This window comes from Prevotella sp. oral taxon 299 str. F0039, assembly GCF_000163055.2.
GTDB lineage: Bacteria > Bacteroidota > Bacteroidia > Bacteroidales > Bacteroidaceae > Prevotella.
Genome location: NC_022124.1, coordinates 348,287 through 369,469, shown reverse-complemented (window position 1 = coordinate 369,469; position 21,183 = coordinate 348,287). Strand labels below are relative to the sequence as shown.

The 21,183-nt window shown below is 38.3% G+C and carries 15 protein-coding genes, 2 tRNA genes and 3 rRNA genes; 4 read left to right on the top strand and 16 right to left on the bottom strand.

Annotated features, from left to right (window positions below; translation table 11 throughout):
• Positions 1 to 106: 106 nt before the first annotated feature.
• From HMPREF0669_RS01455 to HMPREF0669_RS01430, 6 genes are all read right to left on the bottom strand, one after another.
• Positions 107 to 1,408 (bottom strand): folylpolyglutamate synthase/dihydrofolate synthase family protein, encoded by a 1,302-nt coding sequence (locus tag HMPREF0669_RS01455; RefSeq protein WP_009228844.1) that lies wholly within the window; start codon positions 1,406 to 1,408, stop codon positions 107 to 109.
• 148 nt (positions 1,409 to 1,556) lie between these two features.
• Positions 1,557 to 2,729, bottom strand: a complete 1,173-nt coding sequence (gene dnaJ, locus HMPREF0669_RS01450; RefSeq protein WP_009228845.1) for a molecular chaperone DnaJ — start codon at positions 2,727 to 2,729, stop codon at positions 1,557 to 1,559.
• A gap of 41 nt (positions 2,730 to 2,770) precedes the next feature.
• Positions 2,771 to 3,349: a nucleotide exchange factor GrpE gene (locus tag HMPREF0669_RS01445; protein WP_009228846.1), complete on the bottom strand. Its 579-nt coding sequence runs from the start codon at positions 3,347 to 3,349 to the stop codon at positions 2,771 to 2,773.
• A 119-nt stretch (positions 3,350 to 3,468) separates the two neighbouring features.
• The gene (locus HMPREF0669_RS01440) at positions 3,469 to 5,082 is read right to left on the bottom strand and encodes an ABC-F family ATP-binding cassette domain-containing protein (protein ID WP_009228847.1); all 1,614 of its coding nucleotides are present in this window, start codon (positions 5,080 to 5,082) and stop codon (positions 3,469 to 3,471) included.
• Between the two features lie 112 nt (positions 5,083 to 5,194).
• A complete protein-coding gene (locus HMPREF0669_RS01435) occupies positions 5,195 to 5,680 on the bottom strand; it encodes a GNAT family acetyltransferase (RefSeq protein WP_009228848.1) in 486 nt (161 codons plus the stop codon).
• 49 nt (positions 5,681 to 5,729) lie between these two features.
• A complete protein-coding gene (locus HMPREF0669_RS01430) occupies positions 5,730 to 8,042 on the bottom strand; it encodes a transglycosylase domain-containing protein (RefSeq protein WP_009228849.1) in 2,313 nt (770 codons plus the stop codon).
• 116 nt (positions 8,043 to 8,158) lie between these two features.
• Here HMPREF0669_RS01430 and pyrB point away from each other — a divergent pair, with 116 nt between their 5' ends.
• Together pyrB and pyrI are read left to right on the top strand one after the other, a co-directional pair.
• Positions 8,159 to 9,106 (top strand): aspartate carbamoyltransferase, encoded by a 948-nt coding sequence (gene pyrB / locus HMPREF0669_RS01425; RefSeq protein WP_009228850.1) that lies wholly within the window; start codon positions 8,159 to 8,161, stop codon positions 9,104 to 9,106.
• A complete protein-coding gene (gene pyrI / locus HMPREF0669_RS01420) occupies positions 9,106 to 9,564 on the top strand; it encodes an aspartate carbamoyltransferase regulatory subunit (RefSeq protein ID WP_009228851.1) in 459 nt (152 codons plus the stop codon). The genes pyrB and pyrI overlap by 1 nt, the downstream gene beginning before the upstream one ends.
• Before the next feature lie 274 nt (positions 9,565 to 9,838).
• Here pyrI and HMPREF0669_RS01415 read toward each other — a convergent pair whose 3' ends face one another.
• Both HMPREF0669_RS01415 and HMPREF0669_RS01410 read right to left on the bottom strand, forming a co-directional pair.
• Complete coding sequence (locus HMPREF0669_RS01415) at positions 9,839 to 10,456, bottom strand: OmpH family outer membrane protein (protein ID WP_009228852.1); 618 nt, start codon at positions 10,454 to 10,456, stop codon at positions 9,839 to 9,841.
• A 37-nt stretch (positions 10,457 to 10,493) separates the two neighbouring features.
• Complete coding sequence (locus HMPREF0669_RS01410; RefSeq protein WP_009228853.1) at positions 10,494 to 10,688, bottom strand: hypothetical protein; 195 nt, start codon at positions 10,686 to 10,688, stop codon at positions 10,494 to 10,496.
• A gap of 124 nt (positions 10,689 to 10,812) precedes the next feature.
• Between HMPREF0669_RS01410 and HMPREF0669_RS01405 the strand changes: the two genes are divergently transcribed.
• Positions 10,813 to 12,267: an aminoacyl-histidine dipeptidase gene (locus HMPREF0669_RS01405; RefSeq protein WP_009228854.1), complete on the top strand. Its 1,455-nt coding sequence runs from the start codon at positions 10,813 to 10,815 to the stop codon at positions 12,265 to 12,267.
• Complete coding sequence (locus tag HMPREF0669_RS01400; RefSeq protein ID WP_009228855.1) at positions 12,267 to 12,656, top strand: hypothetical protein; 390 nt, start codon at positions 12,267 to 12,269, stop codon at positions 12,654 to 12,656. Before HMPREF0669_RS01405 ends, HMPREF0669_RS01400 begins: the two co-directional genes overlap by 1 nt.
• Positions 12,657 to 12,840: 184 nt before the next feature.
• On the opposite strand, the gene HMPREF0669_RS01395 is transcribed toward HMPREF0669_RS01400, so the two are convergent.
• The 8 genes from HMPREF0669_RS01395 to HMPREF0669_RS01355 all read right to left on the bottom strand — a co-directional run bounded on the left by HMPREF0669_RS01395 (position 12,841) and on the right by HMPREF0669_RS01355 (position 20,937).
• Positions 12,841 to 13,791 (bottom strand): WYL domain-containing protein, encoded by a 951-nt coding sequence (locus HMPREF0669_RS01395; protein ID WP_009228856.1) that lies wholly within the window; start codon positions 13,789 to 13,791, stop codon positions 12,841 to 12,843.
• 85 nt (positions 13,792 to 13,876) lie between these two features.
• Positions 13,877 to 14,464 (bottom strand): uracil-DNA glycosylase family protein, encoded by a 588-nt coding sequence (locus HMPREF0669_RS01390; protein ID WP_009228857.1) that lies wholly within the window; start codon positions 14,462 to 14,464, stop codon positions 13,877 to 13,879.
• The gene (locus HMPREF0669_RS01385; RefSeq protein ID WP_020967923.1) at positions 14,457 to 14,681 is read right to left on the bottom strand and encodes a hypothetical protein; all 225 of its coding nucleotides are present in this window, start codon (positions 14,679 to 14,681) and stop codon (positions 14,457 to 14,459) included. The genes HMPREF0669_RS01390 and HMPREF0669_RS01385 overlap by 8 nt, the downstream gene beginning before the upstream one ends.
• 1,198 nt (positions 14,682 to 15,879) lie before the next feature.
• A 5S ribosomal RNA gene (rrf, locus tag HMPREF0669_RS01375) occupies positions 15,880 to 15,992 on the bottom strand.
• A gap of 78 nt (positions 15,993 to 16,070) precedes the next feature.
• Positions 16,071 to 18,976, bottom strand: a 23S ribosomal RNA gene (locus tag HMPREF0669_RS01370).
• Positions 18,977 to 19,102: 126 nt separating this feature from the next.
• Positions 19,103 to 19,176, bottom strand: a tRNA-Ala gene (locus HMPREF0669_RS01365).
• Between the two features lie 22 nt (positions 19,177 to 19,198).
• A tRNA-Ile gene (locus tag HMPREF0669_RS01360) sits at positions 19,199 to 19,272 on the bottom strand.
• A 136-nt stretch (positions 19,273 to 19,408) separates the two neighbouring features.
• Positions 19,409 to 20,937 (bottom strand): 16S ribosomal RNA (locus HMPREF0669_RS01355).
• The 16S, 23S and 5S rRNA genes sit together here with 2 tRNA genes alongside, the layout of an rRNA operon.
• Positions 20,938 to 21,183: the final 246 nt, after the last annotated feature.

Here is a 21,183-nt window from a genome sequence, read left to right as displayed (position 1 = left end):
CAAAATTGACATATAAAAACAATACTATTACCTTGCAGAAACATTGTAAATGCAGAGTAATAGTATTGATTCGGATAAGTGAATACAATAAAAATAAATCAGTTACTTATTTCTTTAACCAAGGTTGAGATATTAACACCTCAGAAACAATATAATTGCTGCCACCAATAAACAAGCAATCGTTGTTCAACATAGCAGAAAGTGCAGCACAACAAGCCTCTTTTACCGAAGAATAAGAAGTGCCTTTAAGTCCTCGTTTCTTTGCTTTTTGCTCTATGGAATACTCAGATAAAGCACGTTTACAAGATGCTTTGGTAAAATAGTACACTGCCTTTTCTGGCAAAAGTTGTATCACCGCATCAATATCTTTATCGTCAACCATTCCGAAAACAATATGTAATTGATTGCAAACCAATTCATTTAGCTGGTTAGAAAGATAGATCCAAGCTGCCTCATTGTGTCCTGTATCGCAAAGAACGTGAGGTGTTTGCGACAGAGTTTGCCAACGCCCTGCGAGTCCTGTCAATGTCTCAACATGCTTGAAACCCTCTTTCACATTATCAATAGACAAGTTAAATCCAAGTATTTGCAACTCTTTTACCGCTGTTAAAATGGTGTTTGAATTCTTTACTTGATAGTTTCCCTTTAATTGTCCTTCAACTATTCCAAAGTGTTGAGTTGTGTATTCCCATGCATTGTCTTTATTTTGAGCATAAGAAATCACTTCTAGCTGGTCTTCTGCAAGTATCAGTTTGGCATTTTCTTCTAACGCTTTTGCTCTAAACACAGGTAGGGTTTCTTCATTATACTCTCCTATTACAACAGGTGTTTGAGGTTTTATCACTCCTGCTTTTTCACTTGCTATCTTCGAGAAAGAATCACCAAGTAGAGCAACATGATCGAGACTAATATTGGTTATTACCGACAACACGGGGGAAATAATATTGGTGCAGTCGAGTCTTCCACCCAAACCCACTTCAATAACCGCTACATCTACCTTGCAATCGGCAAAATATTTAAAAGCAAGAGCTGTTGTTAATTCAAAAAAAGAAGGATAAAGAGGTTCGAAGAAAGAAACATTTTGATGCACAAAATCCACCACATAATCTTCTAAAATACATTCGCCATTCACTCTTATACGCTCTTTAAAATCAACAAGATGAGGAGAAGTGTACAGTCCAACACGATATCCTGCACTCTGTAAGACTGCTGCAAGGGTATGAGAACACGAGCCTTTGCCATTCGTTCCAGCAACATGTATGGTTCGATAGTTTCGATGTGGGTGGTTGAAATGCTTATCGAGCGATTCTGAATTAAATAATCCTGGTTTATATGCACTGTTTCCTACCTTCTCAAAAACAGGCATACTGTTAAACAAATACTCAATTGTTTCTTGATATGTTCTCATCTTTTCGTGCTAAATAATATGATATAGAGGATGTTCTATCTATCAAAACAAAAGTGTAAAAGATTATATTGCATGTAAACAAATACTATTTACGCTACAATAATCTACCTTTTACACCTTTATTGATTAATTATTTACGGATAAGTAATTAACTAAAATAGTTTTTAAAGCGTTCAAAAATTGACTTTTTAGTTTCATTATCACCTTTAAAATTGTCGCTTTCTTCAAACGAGGAAATAGCTTTTTTCTCTTCTTTTGTGAGTGTCTTAGGAACGTAAACACTTATATTTACCACTAAGTCACCAATATCGTTGCCATAACCTTGCACTGCAGGCAAACCTTTTCCACGCAAACGAAGAGTCTTTCCTGGCTGAGTTCCTGGCTCTATCTTAATCTTTACCTTTGTATTCTCAATAGTAGGAATTTCTATTTCGCCACCAAGAGCAGCCATTGGGAATGTGAGTAGAAGATTATATATGATGTCTTGCCCGTCACGCACAAAAGTATTATTCTGTTCTTCGGCGATATATACTTGAATGTTTCCTGCTACTCCGTTTCTAGGACCAGCGTTTCCTTTTCCTGGAACATTAACAACCATGCCTTCTGCCACACCCTTTGGAATCTTGATTTCAATCACTTCTTCGCCTTTTACAACGCCCATTCCATGGCATTTGTGACATTTATCTTTGATAACAACACCTTCTCCGTGACATTGTGCACACTCTACTTGGGTTTGCATCATACCAAACATGGTACGAGTAGTTTTCATAACTACTCCACTACCATTACAAGTTGGACATGTATCTGGTCTTTTACCACTCTCTGTTCCATGTCCATGACAATGATCACAAACGACATCTTTCTTCACTTTAAACTTCTTGGTTACTCCTTCTGAAACTTCTTGTAATGAAAGACTCACCTTTAATCGCAAATCTGCACCTTTATATTGTGGACGTTGTGAACCTCTTGAACTAAAACCACCAAAGCCTTCAAAGCCTCCAAAGCCCGAATGACCTCCGAAGACATCACCAAACATAGAGAAAATATCGTCCATGGAAAAGCCTTGTCCACTACCAAAACCTCCTCCAAAGCCACCTCCTGGAGCATTAAAGCCAAACTGATCGTATTGTTTTCTTTTCTGTTCGTCATGCAATACATCGTAAGCCTCAGCAGCTTCTTTAAACTTTTCTTCTGCTTCAGGATTGTCGGGATTTCTATCGGGATGGTATTTTATTGCTAATTTTCTATATGCTTTCTTTATTTCATCAGCCGAAGCACCTTTCTCTACACCAAGAACTTCGTAGTAATCTCTTTTTGCCACAAGTGAATTCTCCTATTTTCTTTAATATAACAATATGTGAATTATTGGCCAACCGCCACTTTGGCATGACGAATAACCTTATCGTTCAAGGTATAACCTGTTTGAACACAGTCGATAACTTTCCCTTTTTTATCATCTCCCATACCTGGAACCATTGCTACAGCTTCATGATAATCTACATCAAAATCTGCATCATTGGTTTCAATTTTCTTCACTCCAATACTATCTAACTGCTTAATAAACTTGTTATAAATAAGTTCCCAGCCTTCTTCTACCGCAGCTATATCAGTAGACTTCCCCGCATTTGTAATTGCTCTTTCCATATCATCAATAATTGGAAGGAACATTGTTACGGTTTTCTCGCTGCCGTTTAAGATAAGTTCTGTCTTCTCTTTTAGAGTACGTTTCTTATAATTATCGAACTCAGCAACAGCTCTTAAGTATTTATCTTTAAGTATTTCGAGTTCTGCTTTCAATGTTTCTACTGTTTCAACAGATTCTTCTTCAGAAGTAGTATCGTTACATACATCTTGTGGTTCTGCTGTATTCGTAGTCTCTTCATTATTTAAAGACTCTCCATTCAGAATTTCTTTTTCTGTATTTTGTTCTGTATTACTCATTTGATTTATTATTTTATTTAGCTATTCGAAAGCAAAAAGCTTGCCAAAAATGCAAAGGAGCCCTTTTACAGGCTCCTTTCATTAAATATTATATATCTACTATCAAGTTATATCACTGATTAAAGATACATCGAAGCACGTTGTTCTTTAAGTTGTTCATCGTAAATATAATCGTCATAAGTTGAGAGTTTATCGATAGTTCCCTTAGGAGTTAACTCTATAATACGATTTGCTACAGTGTTAATGAATTCGTGGTCGTGACTTGAGAACAAGATATTACCATTAAATCCGATTAAGTTATTATTGAAAGCTTGGATACTTTCTAGGTCAAGGTGGTTGGTTGGAGTATCGAGTATCAAGCAGTTTGCATTCTTAAGCTGCATTCTTGCAATCATACAACGCATTTTCTCTCCTCCTGAGAGAACGTTTACTTTCTTCAATACTTCTTCTCCTGAGAATAACATTCTACCTAAGAATCCCTTCATCTGCACCTCATTACCTGGTCCAAACTGACTTAACCACTCTACTAAGTTCTTATCAGAATCGAAGAATTCAGTGTTATCAAGTGGTAAATAAGCTGTAGTGATAGTTACACCCCACTTATATGTACCTGCATCTGCTGGTCTATTTCCATTGATTATCTCGAATAAAGCAGTCATTGCCTTTGGGTTATGGCTCAAGAAAACAACCTTTTCGCCCTTTTCGATATTGAAATTTACATCTTCGAAAAGTACGGTTCCATCAGTATCTACAGCCTTTAGACCTTCAACTTCAAGAATTTGATTTCCTGGTTCACGCTCCATTTGGAAGATAATTCCTGGGTATTTACGGCTAGAAGGACGAATTTCATCAACAGTAAGCTTCTCTAACATTTTCTTTCTACTTGTTGTTTGCTTACTCTTAGCCACGTTTGCAGAGAAACGGCGAATGAATTCTTCTAGTTCTTTACGCTTTTCATCAGCCTTTTGCTTTTGGTTCTGAGCCTGACGAAGTGCTAATTGTGAGCTTTCATACCAGAAACTATAGTTACCTGCAAACATAGTTACCTTACCAAAGTCGATGTCTACGGTTTGAGTTGATACAGAATCGAGGAAGTGGCGGTCGTGACTTACCACCAATACGGTTTGTTCTATGTTGCCTAAGTACTCTTCTAACCAAGTAACAGTGTCGAGGTCAAGGTCATTGGTTGGCTCATCGAGCAACAAATTGTCTGGATTTCCGAATAAAGCCTTTGCCAACATAACACGTACTTTCTCGTTATTAGAGAGCTCACTCATAAGTTTTGTGTGTAACTCCTCTTTAATTCCAACATTAGAAAGCATTTGTGCAGCATCACTCTCAGCGTTCCAGCCATCCATTGAAGCAAACTTATCTTCTAAATCAGCTGCTCTATTACCATCTTCTTCGGTCATTTCAAGCTTAGAATAAAGTGCTTCACGTTCTTTCATGTTCTCCCATAAGGGTTGATGACCCATCAAAACGGTATCAATAACACGATATTCATCAAATTTAAAGTGGTCCTGATCAAGAATAGACATACGCTCCCCAGGTCCAAGTTCTACGGTTCCCTTGTTTGGTTCCAATTCTCCGCTGATGGCTTTCAATAGAGTTGACTTGCCAGCACCATTGGCTCCAATGATTCCATAGATATTTCCATTTGTGAATTTTAGATTCACATCTTTATAAAGAACTCTCTTTCCAAATTGAATAGTGAGATTTGTTACTGTTATCATTTGTGTTATTTATCTTATAATATATTTTCTGGTGCAAAGGTAATAATTTTTATTGGGATGCCCCATAGCTAACTATTTTATTTTAAGGGTTTTCCAATTCTAACTTAACAAATTAGCCTTTTATTCGCTGATAAGCTAATCTTGGACTTCCATCTGTTAGAAAAATAACGCCACAATGTACGAATCCATTTTCTTGTAACAACCTTTGCATTATTTTATTATCGTGATGTGTGTCGATTCTTATATTATCATAATGACTAGAAGCATAAAGAAGAATCTCTTGAAACACTCCTTTTGCCTTACCATTAGATGCTACTCGATGCAAAACTCCATAGGAATCGTCATTCAACCAGCATCCTTCTACAATTAAGTTATATGTTATTTCTGGTCCATCTAGCATTGCAAAATAGGCAACTGCTTTATTCTCTCGAAGTAATAGATAAGCATTGCCACTACGGACATCGGCTAATAACACCTCACGAGTTGGATAACCATCTACCCATTGATTAACATTACCCGAGGACTTCATAATATCTCGAGCCTTAGCAACAATCTTTTTAATTTCTAATAAATCGCTGTCTATTGCTTTTCTTATCATCTTTCAGTTCGAAACTCTACACTTATTTTATATAATGTTCAAAGCGTTTCTATTCGTACACCTCGTCTATTCCAAACTCATCATAACCCTGTTCGCTATTATAACATGGGTCAAAATTAGCTGGAAGTTCAAAGGTTGCATTAATATCATAGCCTAATGCTTTATCAGCATACACCTTCTTCATAAAATAAGCCCATATAGGTAGAGCCATAGTTGCGCCTTGTCCCATTGAAGTTGAATCGAAATGAATATCTCTATCATCTCCTCCTACCCAACAACCACTCACCAATTGAGGTGTAAACCCAATGAACCACGCATCTGAATTTTTATTTGTTGTACCAGTTTTTCCACCGATTTCGTTCTTCAATCCGAATTTATAACGCAAACGTCCAGCAGTTCCTTCATTTACAACCGCTTGTAAAAGTACAAGCATTTTATTAGCACTTTCAGCATTAATCACCTCATTCATACGAGGTTGGAAACGTGCTATAACGTTTCCTTGATTATCTTCTATACGTGTTACGAAAAGTGGAGATATGTGAATTCCGTTATTAACGAATGCTGTATAAGCACTTACCATTTCTGCAACAGAGGCTTCACAGGGACCTAAAGCTAAGGACATTGAAGGATGAATATCTGGATTATCAATACCAAAACTATGAAGAATATCTACAAACTGATTGGGATTGAGTTTACTCATCAAGTAAGCCGATATCCAGTTATTACTCTGTGCTAGTCCCCACTTTAAGGTAACAAGCTGTCCATAACGACTTTTACTACCATTCCTAGGTGTCCATGGTTTACCTGCCACCATGTAAGTCTGTTGCACATTCCTTACTTTATCACAAGGACTAAAGCCATTCTCCATTGCTAAAGCATACAAGAAAGGTTTGATGGTTGAACCCATCTGACGCCGACCTCCCATTACCATATCATACATAAAGTGGTTATAATTCATTCCACCCACGTAAGCTTTCACATGACCTGTTAGTCCATCCATGCTCATAAAGCCTGTTCTTAAAAATGACTTGACATAACGAATAGAGTCCATAGGTGTCATTATGGTGTCGATGTCACCATGATAAGAAAATAAAGTCATATCCACTTTGGTTCTAAACGATTGCTTTATCTCGTCTTCTGATAATCCTTTAGCTTTCAAGACTCGATATCTTTCACTCTGAACCATAGCTCTATGCATAATTTCTCTCACCTGTTGAGCTGTAAGATTATCAGAAAAAGGAGCATTGTGCTTTGATTTATTAGCACGATTAAATGCAGGCTGCAAATTCTTTGCTACTTGCGCATATACAGCTTCCTCTGCATATTTCTGCATTCGACTGTCTATGGTGGTTATAATTCGCAAGCCATCTGTATATATATTATATGGCTTTCCATTGCGTTTAAAGTTCTTATTGCACCATCCATACAAGGGATCGTTTGTCCAAGCAATTGAATCTATAACATATTGACGTCTGTTCCATGTTGGATAATCATTCAAATCAGGACGTCGAGCCATCATATATTTTCTCAAGAACTCTCTAAAATAAGTTGCAATACCATCTTTGTGATCTACTCGATGAAAATCAAGTTGCAGTTTCTCGTCACACAATTGATAATACTCTGCTTTTGATAAATAACCAGCTTTTTGCATCTGAGACAACACAACATTGCGTCTATTTAAACATCTTTCTGGATATCTTACAGGATTAAAGAGAGATGGATTTTTACATAATCCAATCAAGGTAGCTGCCTCAACCACAGATAATTCATTGGGTTCTTTATTGAAATAGGTATTAGAAGCAGTTTTTATACCTACTGAGTTATGCAAAAAATCAAAGTAATTTAAATACAATGCAATAAGTTCCTCTTTGGTATAATTACGTTCCAACTTCACTGCTATAACCCATTCTATAGGTTTTTGCAACAAACGTTCTAAGCTACTATGGGCAACATCGCTATACAATTGTTTTGCTAACTGCTGAGTTATAGTTGAACCTCCACCAGCATTCTCTTGTCCTAATATTCCTCTTTTCACTATTGCTCTCCCTAGAGCATAGAAATCAATACCCGAATGCTCATAAAAACGAGCATCTTCGGTTGCAACTAATGCTTTTACAAGATATGGAGACAAATTAGAATAAGGCACACAGATACGATTCTCTCTATTGAGGTTCCACGTTCCCATAACCTTTCCATCTGCTGAATAAACCTGAGTTGCATATCTACTTATTGGATTTTGTAAATCTTCTAGAGGAGGCATATAACCTATCCAGCCAAACCAAATAGCTGTAAAAGCAACAAATGTAATAAGAATTATTCCTATTAATAATGCCCACAATATACGTACAATTGCTTTTCGCATGTTTTTTAATATAAAAATATGTGCAAAAGTACATATTTCTTTTCAAATAAATATGCTATCCATAAAATTATGATTACCTTAGTGCTCAAATAAATATCATCTATTCACATCACATTATGGCAAAGAATGATTTTGTTACAATTGCAGATTTATCAAGAGATGAAATTCTTCATCTCATAGAGTTGGCTTCTTTGTTCGAGAAACACCCTAACAGAGAGCTTTTGAAGGGAAAAATTGTTGCTACACTTTTCTATGAACCATCAACAAGAACACGCCTTAGTTTCGAAACAGCTGCCAACAGATTAGGCGGAAAGGTTATCGGTTTTTCTGATGCTAAAGCATCAAGTGTTGCCAAGGGAGAAACTCTTAAAGACACAATTCTTATGGTATCGAACTATGCCGATATCATTGTTATGCGCCACTTCCTAGAAGGTGCAGCACTATATGCAGCCGAAGTAGCTCCTGTTCCTATTGTAAATGCTGGCGATGGATCGCACATGCATCCCTCACAGTGCCTTCTCGATCTCTACTCTATTTACAAAACACAAGGCACTCTCGATAATCTCAACATATATTTAGTTGGAGATTTAAAATATGGAAGAACAGTTCACTCACTCATCACTGCGATGAAACATTTCAACCCAACTTTCCACTTCATAGCTCCTAAAGAGCTTTCAATGCCTAACGAGTATAAACTTTATTGCAAAAAACACAATATCAAGTATTTTGAGCACTGCAAATTCGACGAAGATGTCATTGCAAATGCCGACATCATCTATATGACACGAGTTCAGAAAGAACGTTTCTCTGATCTTATGGAATACGAAAAAGTGAAAAATGTATATATTCTTAAGAACGACATGCTTGGAAAAGCAAAAGAGAATATGAAGATTTTGCATCCGCTTCCACGTGTGAACGAAATTGAATATGCGGTAGACGACAACCCACATGCATATTACATTCAACAAGCTCAAAATGGTCTTTATGCCCGAGAGGCTATCTTTGCCCATGTTTTGGGATACTCTTTAGAAGATATTAAAAATGACACTACAATTCTTAAATAATGATTATGAAAAAAGAACGACTTGTTGCCGCTATTGAAAACGGAACTGTTATCGACCATATTCCTGCCGAGAAAACTTACCAAGTGGTTAGTCTTCTAGGTCTAGAGCATACTCTCTCTCCTGTAACTATTGGCTATAACTACCCTTCGAGCAGACTAGGTAGAAAGGGAATCGTAAAGATTTCAAACAAATTCTTTACCGATGAAGAAATCAATCGTTTATCGGTTATTGCGCCAAAGATTATCCTTAACAGCATTCACAACTTTGAAGTTACTCAAAAAAGAATGGTTGAAACACCTGATGTTCTACGTGGAATAATCAAATGTAACAATCCTAAATGCATAACAAACAATGAACCTATGTCAACAATCTTTCATACTATTGGTGAGGATAAGCAAACATTGAGATGCCATTATTGTGATATTGAACAAAATATCAACGAGGTTGAGTTAGTTTAAACTTAATTACATTAGTTCAATCTAATCATTCACAAGTTTTTTTATATGATAAAAGTATTAAATTCTTAAACTTTTATACAAAAAAAGGACAAACTTAAAGACCTAAAAACTATGTAATTGCCATATAAAAGCACTCCTTTTATATCGCAATTACATTCTTTTTTTTGCAATAAAAGAACACATTTATATAATAATATGCTGTTCAGTAAAAATAAAACCGACTATCCTTAAAGTATAAAGGATAGTCGGTAACAATCTTTCTATATTAAAGAACTTATTTCTTTTCTTCTTTTTTCATTGTGGCAGAAGGTTTATAAGCTTTATTCAAACCTGCAATCACATCTTTTGTAATGTTGTATGCTTCATTAGCATATAAGATATTGTCGCCTGCTTTGCTCAAAATAAGAGCATACTTTTTGTCTTTGTTATACTCTGCAAGGAAGTGTTGAATACTATCTCTCAAAGCTTTGTTATACTTTTCTGTTTCAACTTGGAACTCATTGCTTAAACGTTGATTCAAAACTTGCAAGTCGTTTTGTTGCTTTTGCAAACCTGCTCCAATAGATTGAGCCTGCTCTTGAGTGTAAGCATTTTGTTGAACCTTTTGTTGGAAGTTAGCTGCTGCAGCTTGAAGTTGACGTTGCTTAGCCTCTAAAGTATTCTGAATATTCTGTCCTTTCTTTTGAAGAATCAACGAATAGTCTTTACAAAAGGTGTAATTTGTCATAATACTATCCACTTCTACATAAGCAATCTTCATACCATCTGTAGGTGTTGCTTTCTCTGTTTGTGGAGTTTGAGGTTCTTGTGTTTTTGATTTATCACATGAAGACATTGATAATGTTATAGCAGAAGCCAACAACATAACACCAAAAAGCATTTTCTTTTTCATACTATTATGTATTTAATTTATCTTGTTATACTTTCGATTAATAAGCTTTGCCTTGTTTTCTGGCAGCTTTATCTTGATCCATCACACAATGAATGCCCTTCTCTCTCAATGCTTCACTATCGTGAATATGTTGTGAAGAGAATCTTCCATCCTTCTTAAATATAAGTTTTACGCTCAATAAAGCTACTGCAATAGCAATTATTAACACGCTTATAATTAAAGTTTCTACCATTTTTTTGTATATTTGCAGTATACCTATTATATTTTATATTCTATGTGATTTATCATTTAGAATGGTGCAAAGATAATAGAAAACACGTAAACAACAAAAAGAAATAAATAAAAAGAACAAAACAATGGATAAAACAAACTTAACTCCTGCTCGTGTTTTTGAGCAGTTTGCAAAGATTAATGAAATTCCTCGTCCATCAAAACACGAAGAGAAGATTATTGCTTACCTAAAAGAATTTGGTGAAAGCCGTGGTTTAGAAACACTAGTTGACGAATGCGGAAACGTACTTATTAGAAAACCAGGAACAAAGGGTCACGAGAATAGAAAGACTGTTGTACTTCAAAGTCACACCGACATGGTTTGCGATAAACTTGTTGATGTGGAGTTTGACTTTATGAATGATCCTATTCAAACATATATCGATGGTAAATGGCTCACTGCAAAAGGGACTACATTGGGTGCAGACGATGGTATTGGAGTGGCTATTGAGCTTGCAATTCTTGATAGTGACGATATCGAACATGGCCCTATTGAATGTCTATTTACAAAGGACGAAGAAACTGGTTTAACTGGTGCAGAGAATCTTCAACCTGGCTTCTTAAAGGGAGATATGCTTATTAACCTTGACTCTGAAGATGAAGGTCAAATCTTTGTATCATGTGCTGGTGGCGTAACTAGCTATGCGAAATTTGACTTTAATCGTGAAGAAGCTCCACAAGGTTGGGCATTTATCAAAGCATCTGTGAAAGGTTTAACAGGTGGCCACTCTGGAGATGACATCAACAAGAAACGTGCTAATGCTATAAAATTGCTTTCTCGTTACTTGTATACTATCAATCAAGAATATGGTTTGCGTCTTGCTAGCTTCCAATCAGGTAAAATGCACAATGCTATTCCAAGAGATGGACAAATTATATTCGCTGTAAAAGCAGAAGATAAAGAGGCAGTTAAAACTGCATGGAATAAGTTCTTCGAAGATGTTAAGGAAGAATTCCACGTTACAGATACTAACATTGTAAATAACATTGAAGACACAACTGCTACACAAGTTATTGAAAAAGCCGTTGCCGACAAGATTATCTTGGCTCTACAAGCTGTAGATAATGGTATTTACACAATGTGTCAAGACGAAACTCTTGCATGGTTAGTTGAAACTTCAAGTAACATTGCAAGCGTTGCAACAGACGAAAAGGAAATGAACATCGTGGCTAGCCAACGTTCTAACGTTTCAAGTAACCTTAAAAACATGGCTAACACTGTTAGAGCTACATTCCAACTAGCTGGCGCAACCGTAACAGGTGGTGACGGATATCCTGCTTGGAAGATGAATCCAAATAGCCTTTTAACTAAGATCGCTGTAGATTCTTATAAGAAACTATTTAACAAAGAACCTAAGGTACTTGGTATTCACGCTGGACTTGAATGTGGATTATTCTCTGAAAAGTATCCAAATCTAGATATGGTTTCATTCGGTCCAACTCTAAGATATGTCCACACACCAGAAGAACGCTTGTTAATTCCAACTGTTCAAATGGTTTGGGATCATCTATTAGACATTCTAAAAAATATTCCTGAATAATGAAAAAAATATCAATTAAGGATATATTAAAAGGGGTAGTTGCAGTAATTGCTGCTGCTACCCTTTCTTCTTGTGGTGAAAAAACACAAAGCGAGAAGGTGATTAAAGATTTTATTGAAACTTATTCTATCCATAAAGATTATAGCAATATCAACTTTTCTAAGATCGATTCAACATTCTATCTCAAGCAAAAGGATATTGCAAAGATGCTAGAAAACAAAGCAATCAAGCAAATATATAACAGCAACTATAAATTCCCTGCATATAAAGATGGTGATAAACTTATTTTTATTAAGGTGGACTATGTTGCTGCTGATGGTAAGAAGCACACCCAAACATTCTATCTTGATAAAGACATAAAGACGGTTGTTGCTGTCAAAGAGAATTAAGTTCTAGTTGATTTCATTTCTATATAGGAAATATTGTAAAAAATTTACTCTTTTAATTGAAATAAAAGAAAGGTGATATAAAACAACATTTTCAAGTTTTATATCACCTTTACTTATTGAGATCTCCGCTAAATCAGAAATCAAGAAAATACTTAAGAAGACGAGTATTTATATATTGAGCTATTTATTCTGGTTCTGCATCATACCCTAAACCTTCCCCACTATAATCTTTTCCTGTGGTGTATCCACTCACCATATCTTGTAATGTTGCTATCATTTCCTTTCGAAACCATTCTGGAGAAAGAACAACTAATCCTCGCCCATTACTCAAAAGCTCTTGTTTTAAATCGAAAGTAGGTTGCACCCTGATTTCATATTCTCGATATTCACCGTCTCCTGAATCCTTAACCATCTTCTGAGAATGATGCAATGGACGCTCTTCTAAGAAATGATATTGTGGCCAAAAAACTCTTAATCTAATCTTTTCTGCTTTACAATTATCCAACTTAATAATACCATAGCTATCTTTAAAGAATTCTTCTGGAACAATTGCATTAAGTTCTTCCGAAACAAATTCATCTAAGATTTCTGAAGAAAGAATTCTATTTATTGCTAAAATACAAATTTTACTGTTCTCTTTGTCTTGTCCAATGATATACCATCGATGTTTAAATAGTCGAACAAACAAAGGGATAAGGGTATATATTCTCCTTACTCCATAAGGATTCTGATACTCTATTTTAATATATTTCTTATGATCAATTGCATCTAACACATCATCTAAGAAGGCAGTATCTTGTGGAGCATCCTCTAACATAACAACATTACGATTCTGTAATCGTTGTCCTAACATCGACAACTTAAAAGAATTGAGTAGCCAATCTTTCATCTTTGGATTGTCTTGGTATGTATGCTCTATATAGTACACATTACCTGCAGACTGATTACAGCCAATAAAGATTCCCAACTCTGTTGCAATATTATCACGATATCTGTGAAAAGTTCTGTCTGTGAGTTCCTTATCATCTATGTTTCGTGAAGAATTAGACCACCTTTCTTTGATTTCATTTAAGGTTAAGCTTTTATGTTTCAGAGCATAAAGCAACCATAGATAAAAACTAAAACGCCTGTCCATGAATATAGTTGTATACAAATTAAAGAATAAATAGAGATTATGACTGTTTCGTCAACATACATTTTATAATAATACAGAGTGATAATTACTCTGCATTATTTATAAAAGCGGAAATTACATTATGCCAATAATGAGGGTCAAAAGCCGCAGAAGGGTGACAAATAGGTAATAATCTTACTTCTTTACCATCCTTCAGTTGATACACCCATGTTTCACTTTCCGCACAATCATGTCCTTGATAGCCCGATTTAGGTAGATTATTATACAAACGTTTGCCCCAAACAATCACCACATTAGGACGATATTGCTCCATAACTTCCCAAAAGGCAGGCTCTGAATCAGCGAATTCCTTAGATGTTGGTTCTACTCTTGCACCTGAAATGGGAAACTGTACATAATTATAAAACATCACCTCGTCCCAAATTGGCTTAACATCAAAACGTGATACATCTGTACCTGACAAAGCACGAATAAACTTTGTGTAGGTATTCTTATAGCCTTCAAACTCGCTTTCGCTATCAAAAAGGTCATTAATAACGTCTTGTGTCAGACTAGGCACAGCTTCTTCAGCATTAGCACAATAGTGACTTTCACCTAACACTAGCACTCTTTTTCCAAATTTTGAGTGGGTATAATTCTTACCCACCCAAGGATTAAACTTAATATTACTCACTTCTTTTATTTTTATCGATTTCTTTCCATAAACGTTTATAAGTGAAATTCTCTAACAAGCTCAAAAAGTTAAAGAACCGAGCTGGTTTTGTATGCATTCCTCCACACTTCGGACAAGGCTGTGGAACGCTACAAACTGTAGCATTCCATTCTATATCAGGTGCCTTAAACTTATGACCACATTCGTTACATACGAATTTAATTATACCTCGATACATATATTTTGAAATGTATAAGAATTATCTAAAGTTTTACTCTTCCTAAGTAGACACGTATATTATATACATATCTACTTAAGAAAAATAAACCATTTATTAAATTACCTCCGTTTACCTATAAATACTTTAATTATTTTTACTATTACTTTTAATAATGAAGACGGGTCTTGTGATGGCATCTTCCAATCTCCATTTGGTTCTGCTATAAGCATAATTGTCTTTACATTTAATATAATTTATTTATCACTTTTGCTAGTTAAGATAGTTATTAGAGTTGTAAGTGCAGCCGCTGCAGCTGCTTTTGCTACCTTTTCAATTGTCTTTTTAGTGTCGTCGTTCATAATTATTATTTCTTTTAAATTAAACAATTAATAATGAGTTGTAAAACCACATTATCATTAAGTTATAGTTATGCATTGTTTAAACAATACGATAATCGCATATTTGTAATATTTTTGTTTAGGTTAAAAGGAAAGGCGCAAACCTCACTTTCAACATTTTCTAAGAGTAAGGTTCTGGTAAAACCCGAAATTAAGAAAAGAAGAAAGAGAAATCCACGCCCTATGCAGGGAGTGAACTCGCTCTGACTTATCATATTCATAATTTCAAGTTTGAATTTACCAGATTCTACTCCTTGAATATCATTGTCATTGCAAGCACACCACTTTCGGTTGCTAATATATCGATGCAAATATAAATAAAAAATTAATATACACCAACAATCAACTACAAAAATTAAGTGGATTTCTCTCATTTCTTCTTTTCTGAATACAAAAGTAAAAAGACACCTTGCCACAGCATGACATAATAAAGAATAAACTATAAAAAAGATTCATTAGGAGCTAAATTCTATACTTCAGAGAAACAAAACCATAAAAAAATAGTATACTTAGTTTCTTCTTGTTTACATAAATAGAGTCTCAATATGCAATTTATATGAAAACATATGTGTTTCTCATTTTTTTCAAATATTGATAGTGTCAAAAGTATGTAAAGACTCTCTCGCCTTCTCTTTATTTTTATTCATTTATCTTCTTCTTTTTAAAGAACTCTTTTGCATCTATTCTTATCTTTTATTCTTTCAAGCTCTTCTTTTGATACAAGCAAAATATGGGAACGTAGATATTTAGTGTTCAATAAAACCTATTAAACAAAAAAGAGAGCTTAACTGATTACTCAATTAAACTCTCTTTAATAAAAAAGGCAGCTACCTACTCTCCCGCATTGCATTGCAGTACCATCGGCGCAAGTGGGCTTAACTTCTCTGTTCGGAATGGGAAGAGGTGGAACACCACCGCTATAACCGCCTGATATTTCTTTATAACATCTATAACATATCTACAAGCAAAATGTATGATTAAATAAATCAAAACGGATGAAAATAATCTGTGTCTGAAAGCTTTGGGCAATTAGTAGTGCTCGGCTTTGACATCACTGTCTTTACACCTACACCCTATCAACGTCGTCGTCTACAACGACCCTCAAAGGAGTTCTAATCTTGCGGATGGCTTCGCACTTAGATGCTTTCAGCGCTTATCCAAACCAGACTCGGATACCCAGCGGTGCCCCTGGCGGAACAACTGGTAAACCGGAGGTCTGTCCATCACGGTCCTCTCGTACTAGTGACGGCTCCACGCAAAACTCCAACGCCCGCGATAGATAGAGACCGAACTGTCTCACGACGTTCTGAACCCAGCTCGCGTGCCACTTTAATGGGCGAACAGCCCAACCCTTGGGACCTTCTCCAGCCCCAGGATGTGACGAGCCGACATCGAGGTGCCAAACCACCCCGTCGATATGAGCTCTTGGGGGGGATCAGCCTGTTATCCCCGGAGTACCTTTTATCCTTTGAGCGACGGAGTTTCCATACACATCCGCCGGATCACTATGCCCTAGTTTCCTACCTGCTCGGCATGTCTGCCTCTCAGTCAAGCACCCTTATGCCATTGCACTCTAATAGGTCGGTTACCAATCGACCTGAGGGTACCTTTGGAAGCCTCCGTTACGCTTTTGGAGGCGACCACCCCAGTCAAACTACCCACCAAACAATGTCCTCGTTAATCACGAGTTAGACCTCAGACAGCCAAAGGGCCGTATTTCAAGGATGGCTCCAAGAGTGCTGGCGCACCCCCTTCAAAGCCTCCGGCCTATCCTACACATCGGATGACCAAGGTCAATGCTAAGCTGTAGTAAAGGTTCACGGGGTCTTTTCGTCCCATCGCGGGTAATCGGCATCTTCACCGATACTACAATTTCACTGAGATCATGGTTGAGACAGTGTCCAGATCATTACACCATTCGTGCAGGTCGGAACTTACCCGACAAGGAATTTCGCTACCTTAGGACCGTTATAGTTACGGCCGCCGTTTACTGGGGCTTCAATTCAAACCTTCTTCCGAAGAATAAGCTCTCCTCTTAACCTTCCAGCACCGGGCAGGTGTCAGACTGTATACATCATCTTTCGAGTTAGCACAGCCCTGTGTTTTTGTTAAACAGTTGCCTGGACCGATTCTCTGCGCCTCAATACCATTACAGTAAGAGGACCCCTTATCCCGAAGTTACGGGGTCAATTTGCCTAGTTCCTTAACCATGAATCTCTCAACGCCTTAGTATATTCTACCCGACTACGTGTGTCCGTTTACGGTACGGGTGCTTTAACAATATGTTTAGAGCATTTTCTTGGAAGCAGGATTACCCACACTATTGGTTTACTCCGAGGAGAAAACCATACTATCAAGTTCGGATCTGATTGTGGATTTACCTGCAATCATCAACTCCTACACTCTTTAACGAGGACTTCCGTCGCCTCGCGGTGGTGTCACTTCTTCGTCTGCCCATCACTCATTAAAGCAGTAACGGAATATTAACCGTTTCTACCATCGCCATCGCCATTCGGCTGAGACTTAGGACCCGACTAACCCCGGGGTGATTGACATTGCCCGGGAAACCTTGGTCTTGCGGCGGGAGGGAATCTTACCCTCCTTATCGTTACTTATACCTACATTTGCTTTTCCATAAACTCCAGATATAGTTGTCCTATATCATTCAACGTCAATGGAATGCTCCCCTACCGATACTTTTTTAAATACTATCCCGCGCCTTCGGTATCTGCCTTATACCCGATTATTATCCATGCCCGGACCCTCGACCAGTGAGCTGTTACGCACTCTTTAAATGAATGGCTGCTTCCAAGCCAACATCCTGGCTGTCATGGGGACCAGACTTCGTTAGACTAACTTAGACAGAATTTGGGGACCTTAAACGACGGTCTGGATTCTTCTCCTCTCGGGGACGGACCTTAGCACCCGCCCCCTTACTGCACGACTGCAAAGCGTAAGCATTCGGAGTTCGTCAGGTCTCGATAGGCGGTGAAGCCCTCTTGACCTATCGGTCGCTCTACCTCTTACGTTAATCATCGTACGCGGCACCTAAATGCCTTTCGGGGAGTACGAGCTATCTCCAAGTTTGATTGGCCTTTCACTCCTACACTCACCTCATCCAGAAGCTTTTCAACGCTTATTGGTTCGGACCTCCATTCCGTGTTACCGGAACTTCATCCTGGACAAGTGTAGATCACTTGGTTTCGCGTCTACCACCACTGACTCAACGCCCTGTTAAGGCTCGCTTTCACTGCGGTTGCTCCACTTAAGAGGATTAACCTTGCCAGTGACGGTAACTCGTAGGTTCATTATGCAAAAGGCACGCCGTCACATCATAAAATGCTCCGACCGCTTGTAGGCGCATGGGTTCAGGATCTATTTCACTCTTCTTATCGAAGTTCTTTTCACCTTTCCCTCACGGTACTGGTACGCTATCGGTCTCATGGGAGTATTTAGCCTTACCGGATGGGCCCGGCAGATTCACACAGGATTACACGTGTCCCGCGCTACTCAGGATACTACTATGTCTTGGCATGCTTCGAATAAAGGGCTTTCACCTGCTATGGCTACACTTTCCAGTATATTCTTCTCGCAATTCAAGTACAACAACGTAGTCCTACAACCCCAACATTGCAGAATACAACATTGGTTTGGGCTAATCCCCGTTCGCTCGCCACTACTAAGGGAATCATTAGTTTATTTTCTCTTCCTCGAGGTACTAAGATGTTTCAGTTCCCTCGGTTCGCCTCATATATCATATATATGATAATTACCTTATGGTAATTGGGTTGTCCCATTCGGAAATCAACGGATCAAAGGTTATTTGCACCTACCCGTCGCTTATCGCAGCTTATCACGTCCTTCATCGCCTCCATGAGCCAAGGCATCCGCCATGCGCCCTTAATTACTTTCTAAACTTTAGTTATCTTAAAAAAAGATTAACTCATACTTTCAGCTGTTGATTTCTTGTTTAATCTACAGTTTTGCTTGTATCAATATGTCAAAGATCTTATTTATTACGAATCAAATTCATAATACATGTGGAGAATAACGGATTCGAACCGTTGACCCCCTGCGTGCAAGGCAGGTGCTCTAGCCAGCTGAGCTAATCCCCCAAGGGTTAACTTGTATCTTAGGTAGTCCCAGGCAGACTTGAACTGCCGACCTCCACATTATCAGTGTGGCGCTCTAACCAACTGAGCTATAGGACTTCGTTCTGGTTAAGTTCAAGTGCCAAGGCTAATGATTTGCCCAGCATCATTTTTCCCTTGTAAACAAGACAAGTAAGTAAGTACAAGATTATAAATACATATAACCTATAAAGCTATAAATAATAGACGTCTCCAGAAAGGAGGTGTTCCAGCCGCACCTTCCGGTACGGCTACCTTGTTACGACTTAGCCCCAATCACCAGTTTCACCCTAGGCCGACCCTTGCGGTCACGGACTTTAGGCGCCCCCGGCTTTCATGGCTTGACGGGCGGTGTGTACAAGGCCCGGGAACGTATTCACCGCGCCATGGCTGATGCGCGATTACTAGCGAATCCAGCTTCGTGGGGTCGGGTTGCAGACCCCAGTCCGAACTGAGACGCACTTTGAAGATTAGATCTCATTTGCATGAAACCAACATTCTGTATGCGCCATTGTAACACGTGTGTAGCCCCGGACGTAAGGGCCGTGCTGATTTGACGTCATCCCCACCTTCCTCACACCTTACGGTGGCAGTATTCCCAGAGTGCCCAGCATTACCTGATGGCAACTAAGAAAAGGGGTTGCGCTCGTTATGGCACTTAAGCCGACACCTCACGGCACGAGCTGACGACAACCATGCAGCACCTCCACAGCTGCCCCGAAGGGCCTCATCATCTCTGAATCGTTCAGCTGCAGTTCAAGCCCGGGTAAGGTTCCTCGCGTATCATCGAATTAAACCACATGTTCCTCCGCTTGTGCGGGCCCCCGTCAATTCCTTTGAGTTTCACCGTTGCCGGCGTACTCCCCAGGTGGGATGCTTAACGCTTTCGCTAAGCCACTGACCATAAAAGGCCAACAGCGAGCATCCATCGTTTACTGTGCGGACTACCAGGGTATCTAATCCTGTTCGATACCCGCACCTTCGTGCTTAAGCGTCAGTAACGTTACGGTAAGCTGCCTTCGCAATCGGAGTTCTTCGTGATATCTAAGCATTTCACCGCTACACCACGAATTCCGCCTACCTACTACGCACTCAAGTTCGACAGTTCGCGCTGCACGATAGAGGTTGAGCCACTATATTTCACAGCACGCTTATCAAACGGCCTACGCACCCTTTAAACCCAATAAATCCGGATAACGCCTGGACCTTCCGTATTACCGCGGCTGCTGGCACGGAATTAGCCGGTCCTTATTCATGTGATACATGCAAATAAGTATACATACCTAACTTTATTCTCACATAAAAGCAGTTTACAACCCATAGGGCCGTCATCCTGCACGCTACTTGGCTGGTTCAGATTTTCATCCATTGACCAATATTCCTCACTGCTGCCTCCCGTAGGAGTTTGGACCGTGTCTCAGTTCCAATGTGGGGGACCTTCCTCTCAGAACCCCTACTGATCGATGCCTTGGTGAGCCGTTACCTCACCAACAAACTAATCAGACGCATCCCCATCCAATACCGAAGTTCTTTAATGTATAAATCATGAGAAAAATACATACCATCAGGAATTAGTCCGTCTTTCAACGGGTTATGCCTGAGTATTGGGTAGGTTGGATACGCGTTACTCACCCGTGCGCCGGTCGCCATCATTGGTTGCAAGCAACCAACATGCTGCCCCTCGACTTGCATGTGTTAAGCCTGTAGCTAGCGTTCATCCTGAGCCAGGATCAAACTCTACATTGTAAAATTTCTTATATTTATTCCCCTAAAGGAGAATGTTTTCTGACTTAGAACGACTATCCTTATAACCTTTATTGAATAATCAATTAACGGTTCGTATTTATACCCTGTTGTAAAAAAATAACAACAAGACTCTTGTACTAACTTGTCTGTTTATGTAAATCTATTCAAAGAACTCTATCTTTATTGCTAACAGAGATTACTCTCGAAAGCGGATGCAAAAGTACAACTTTTTATAACACAAACCAA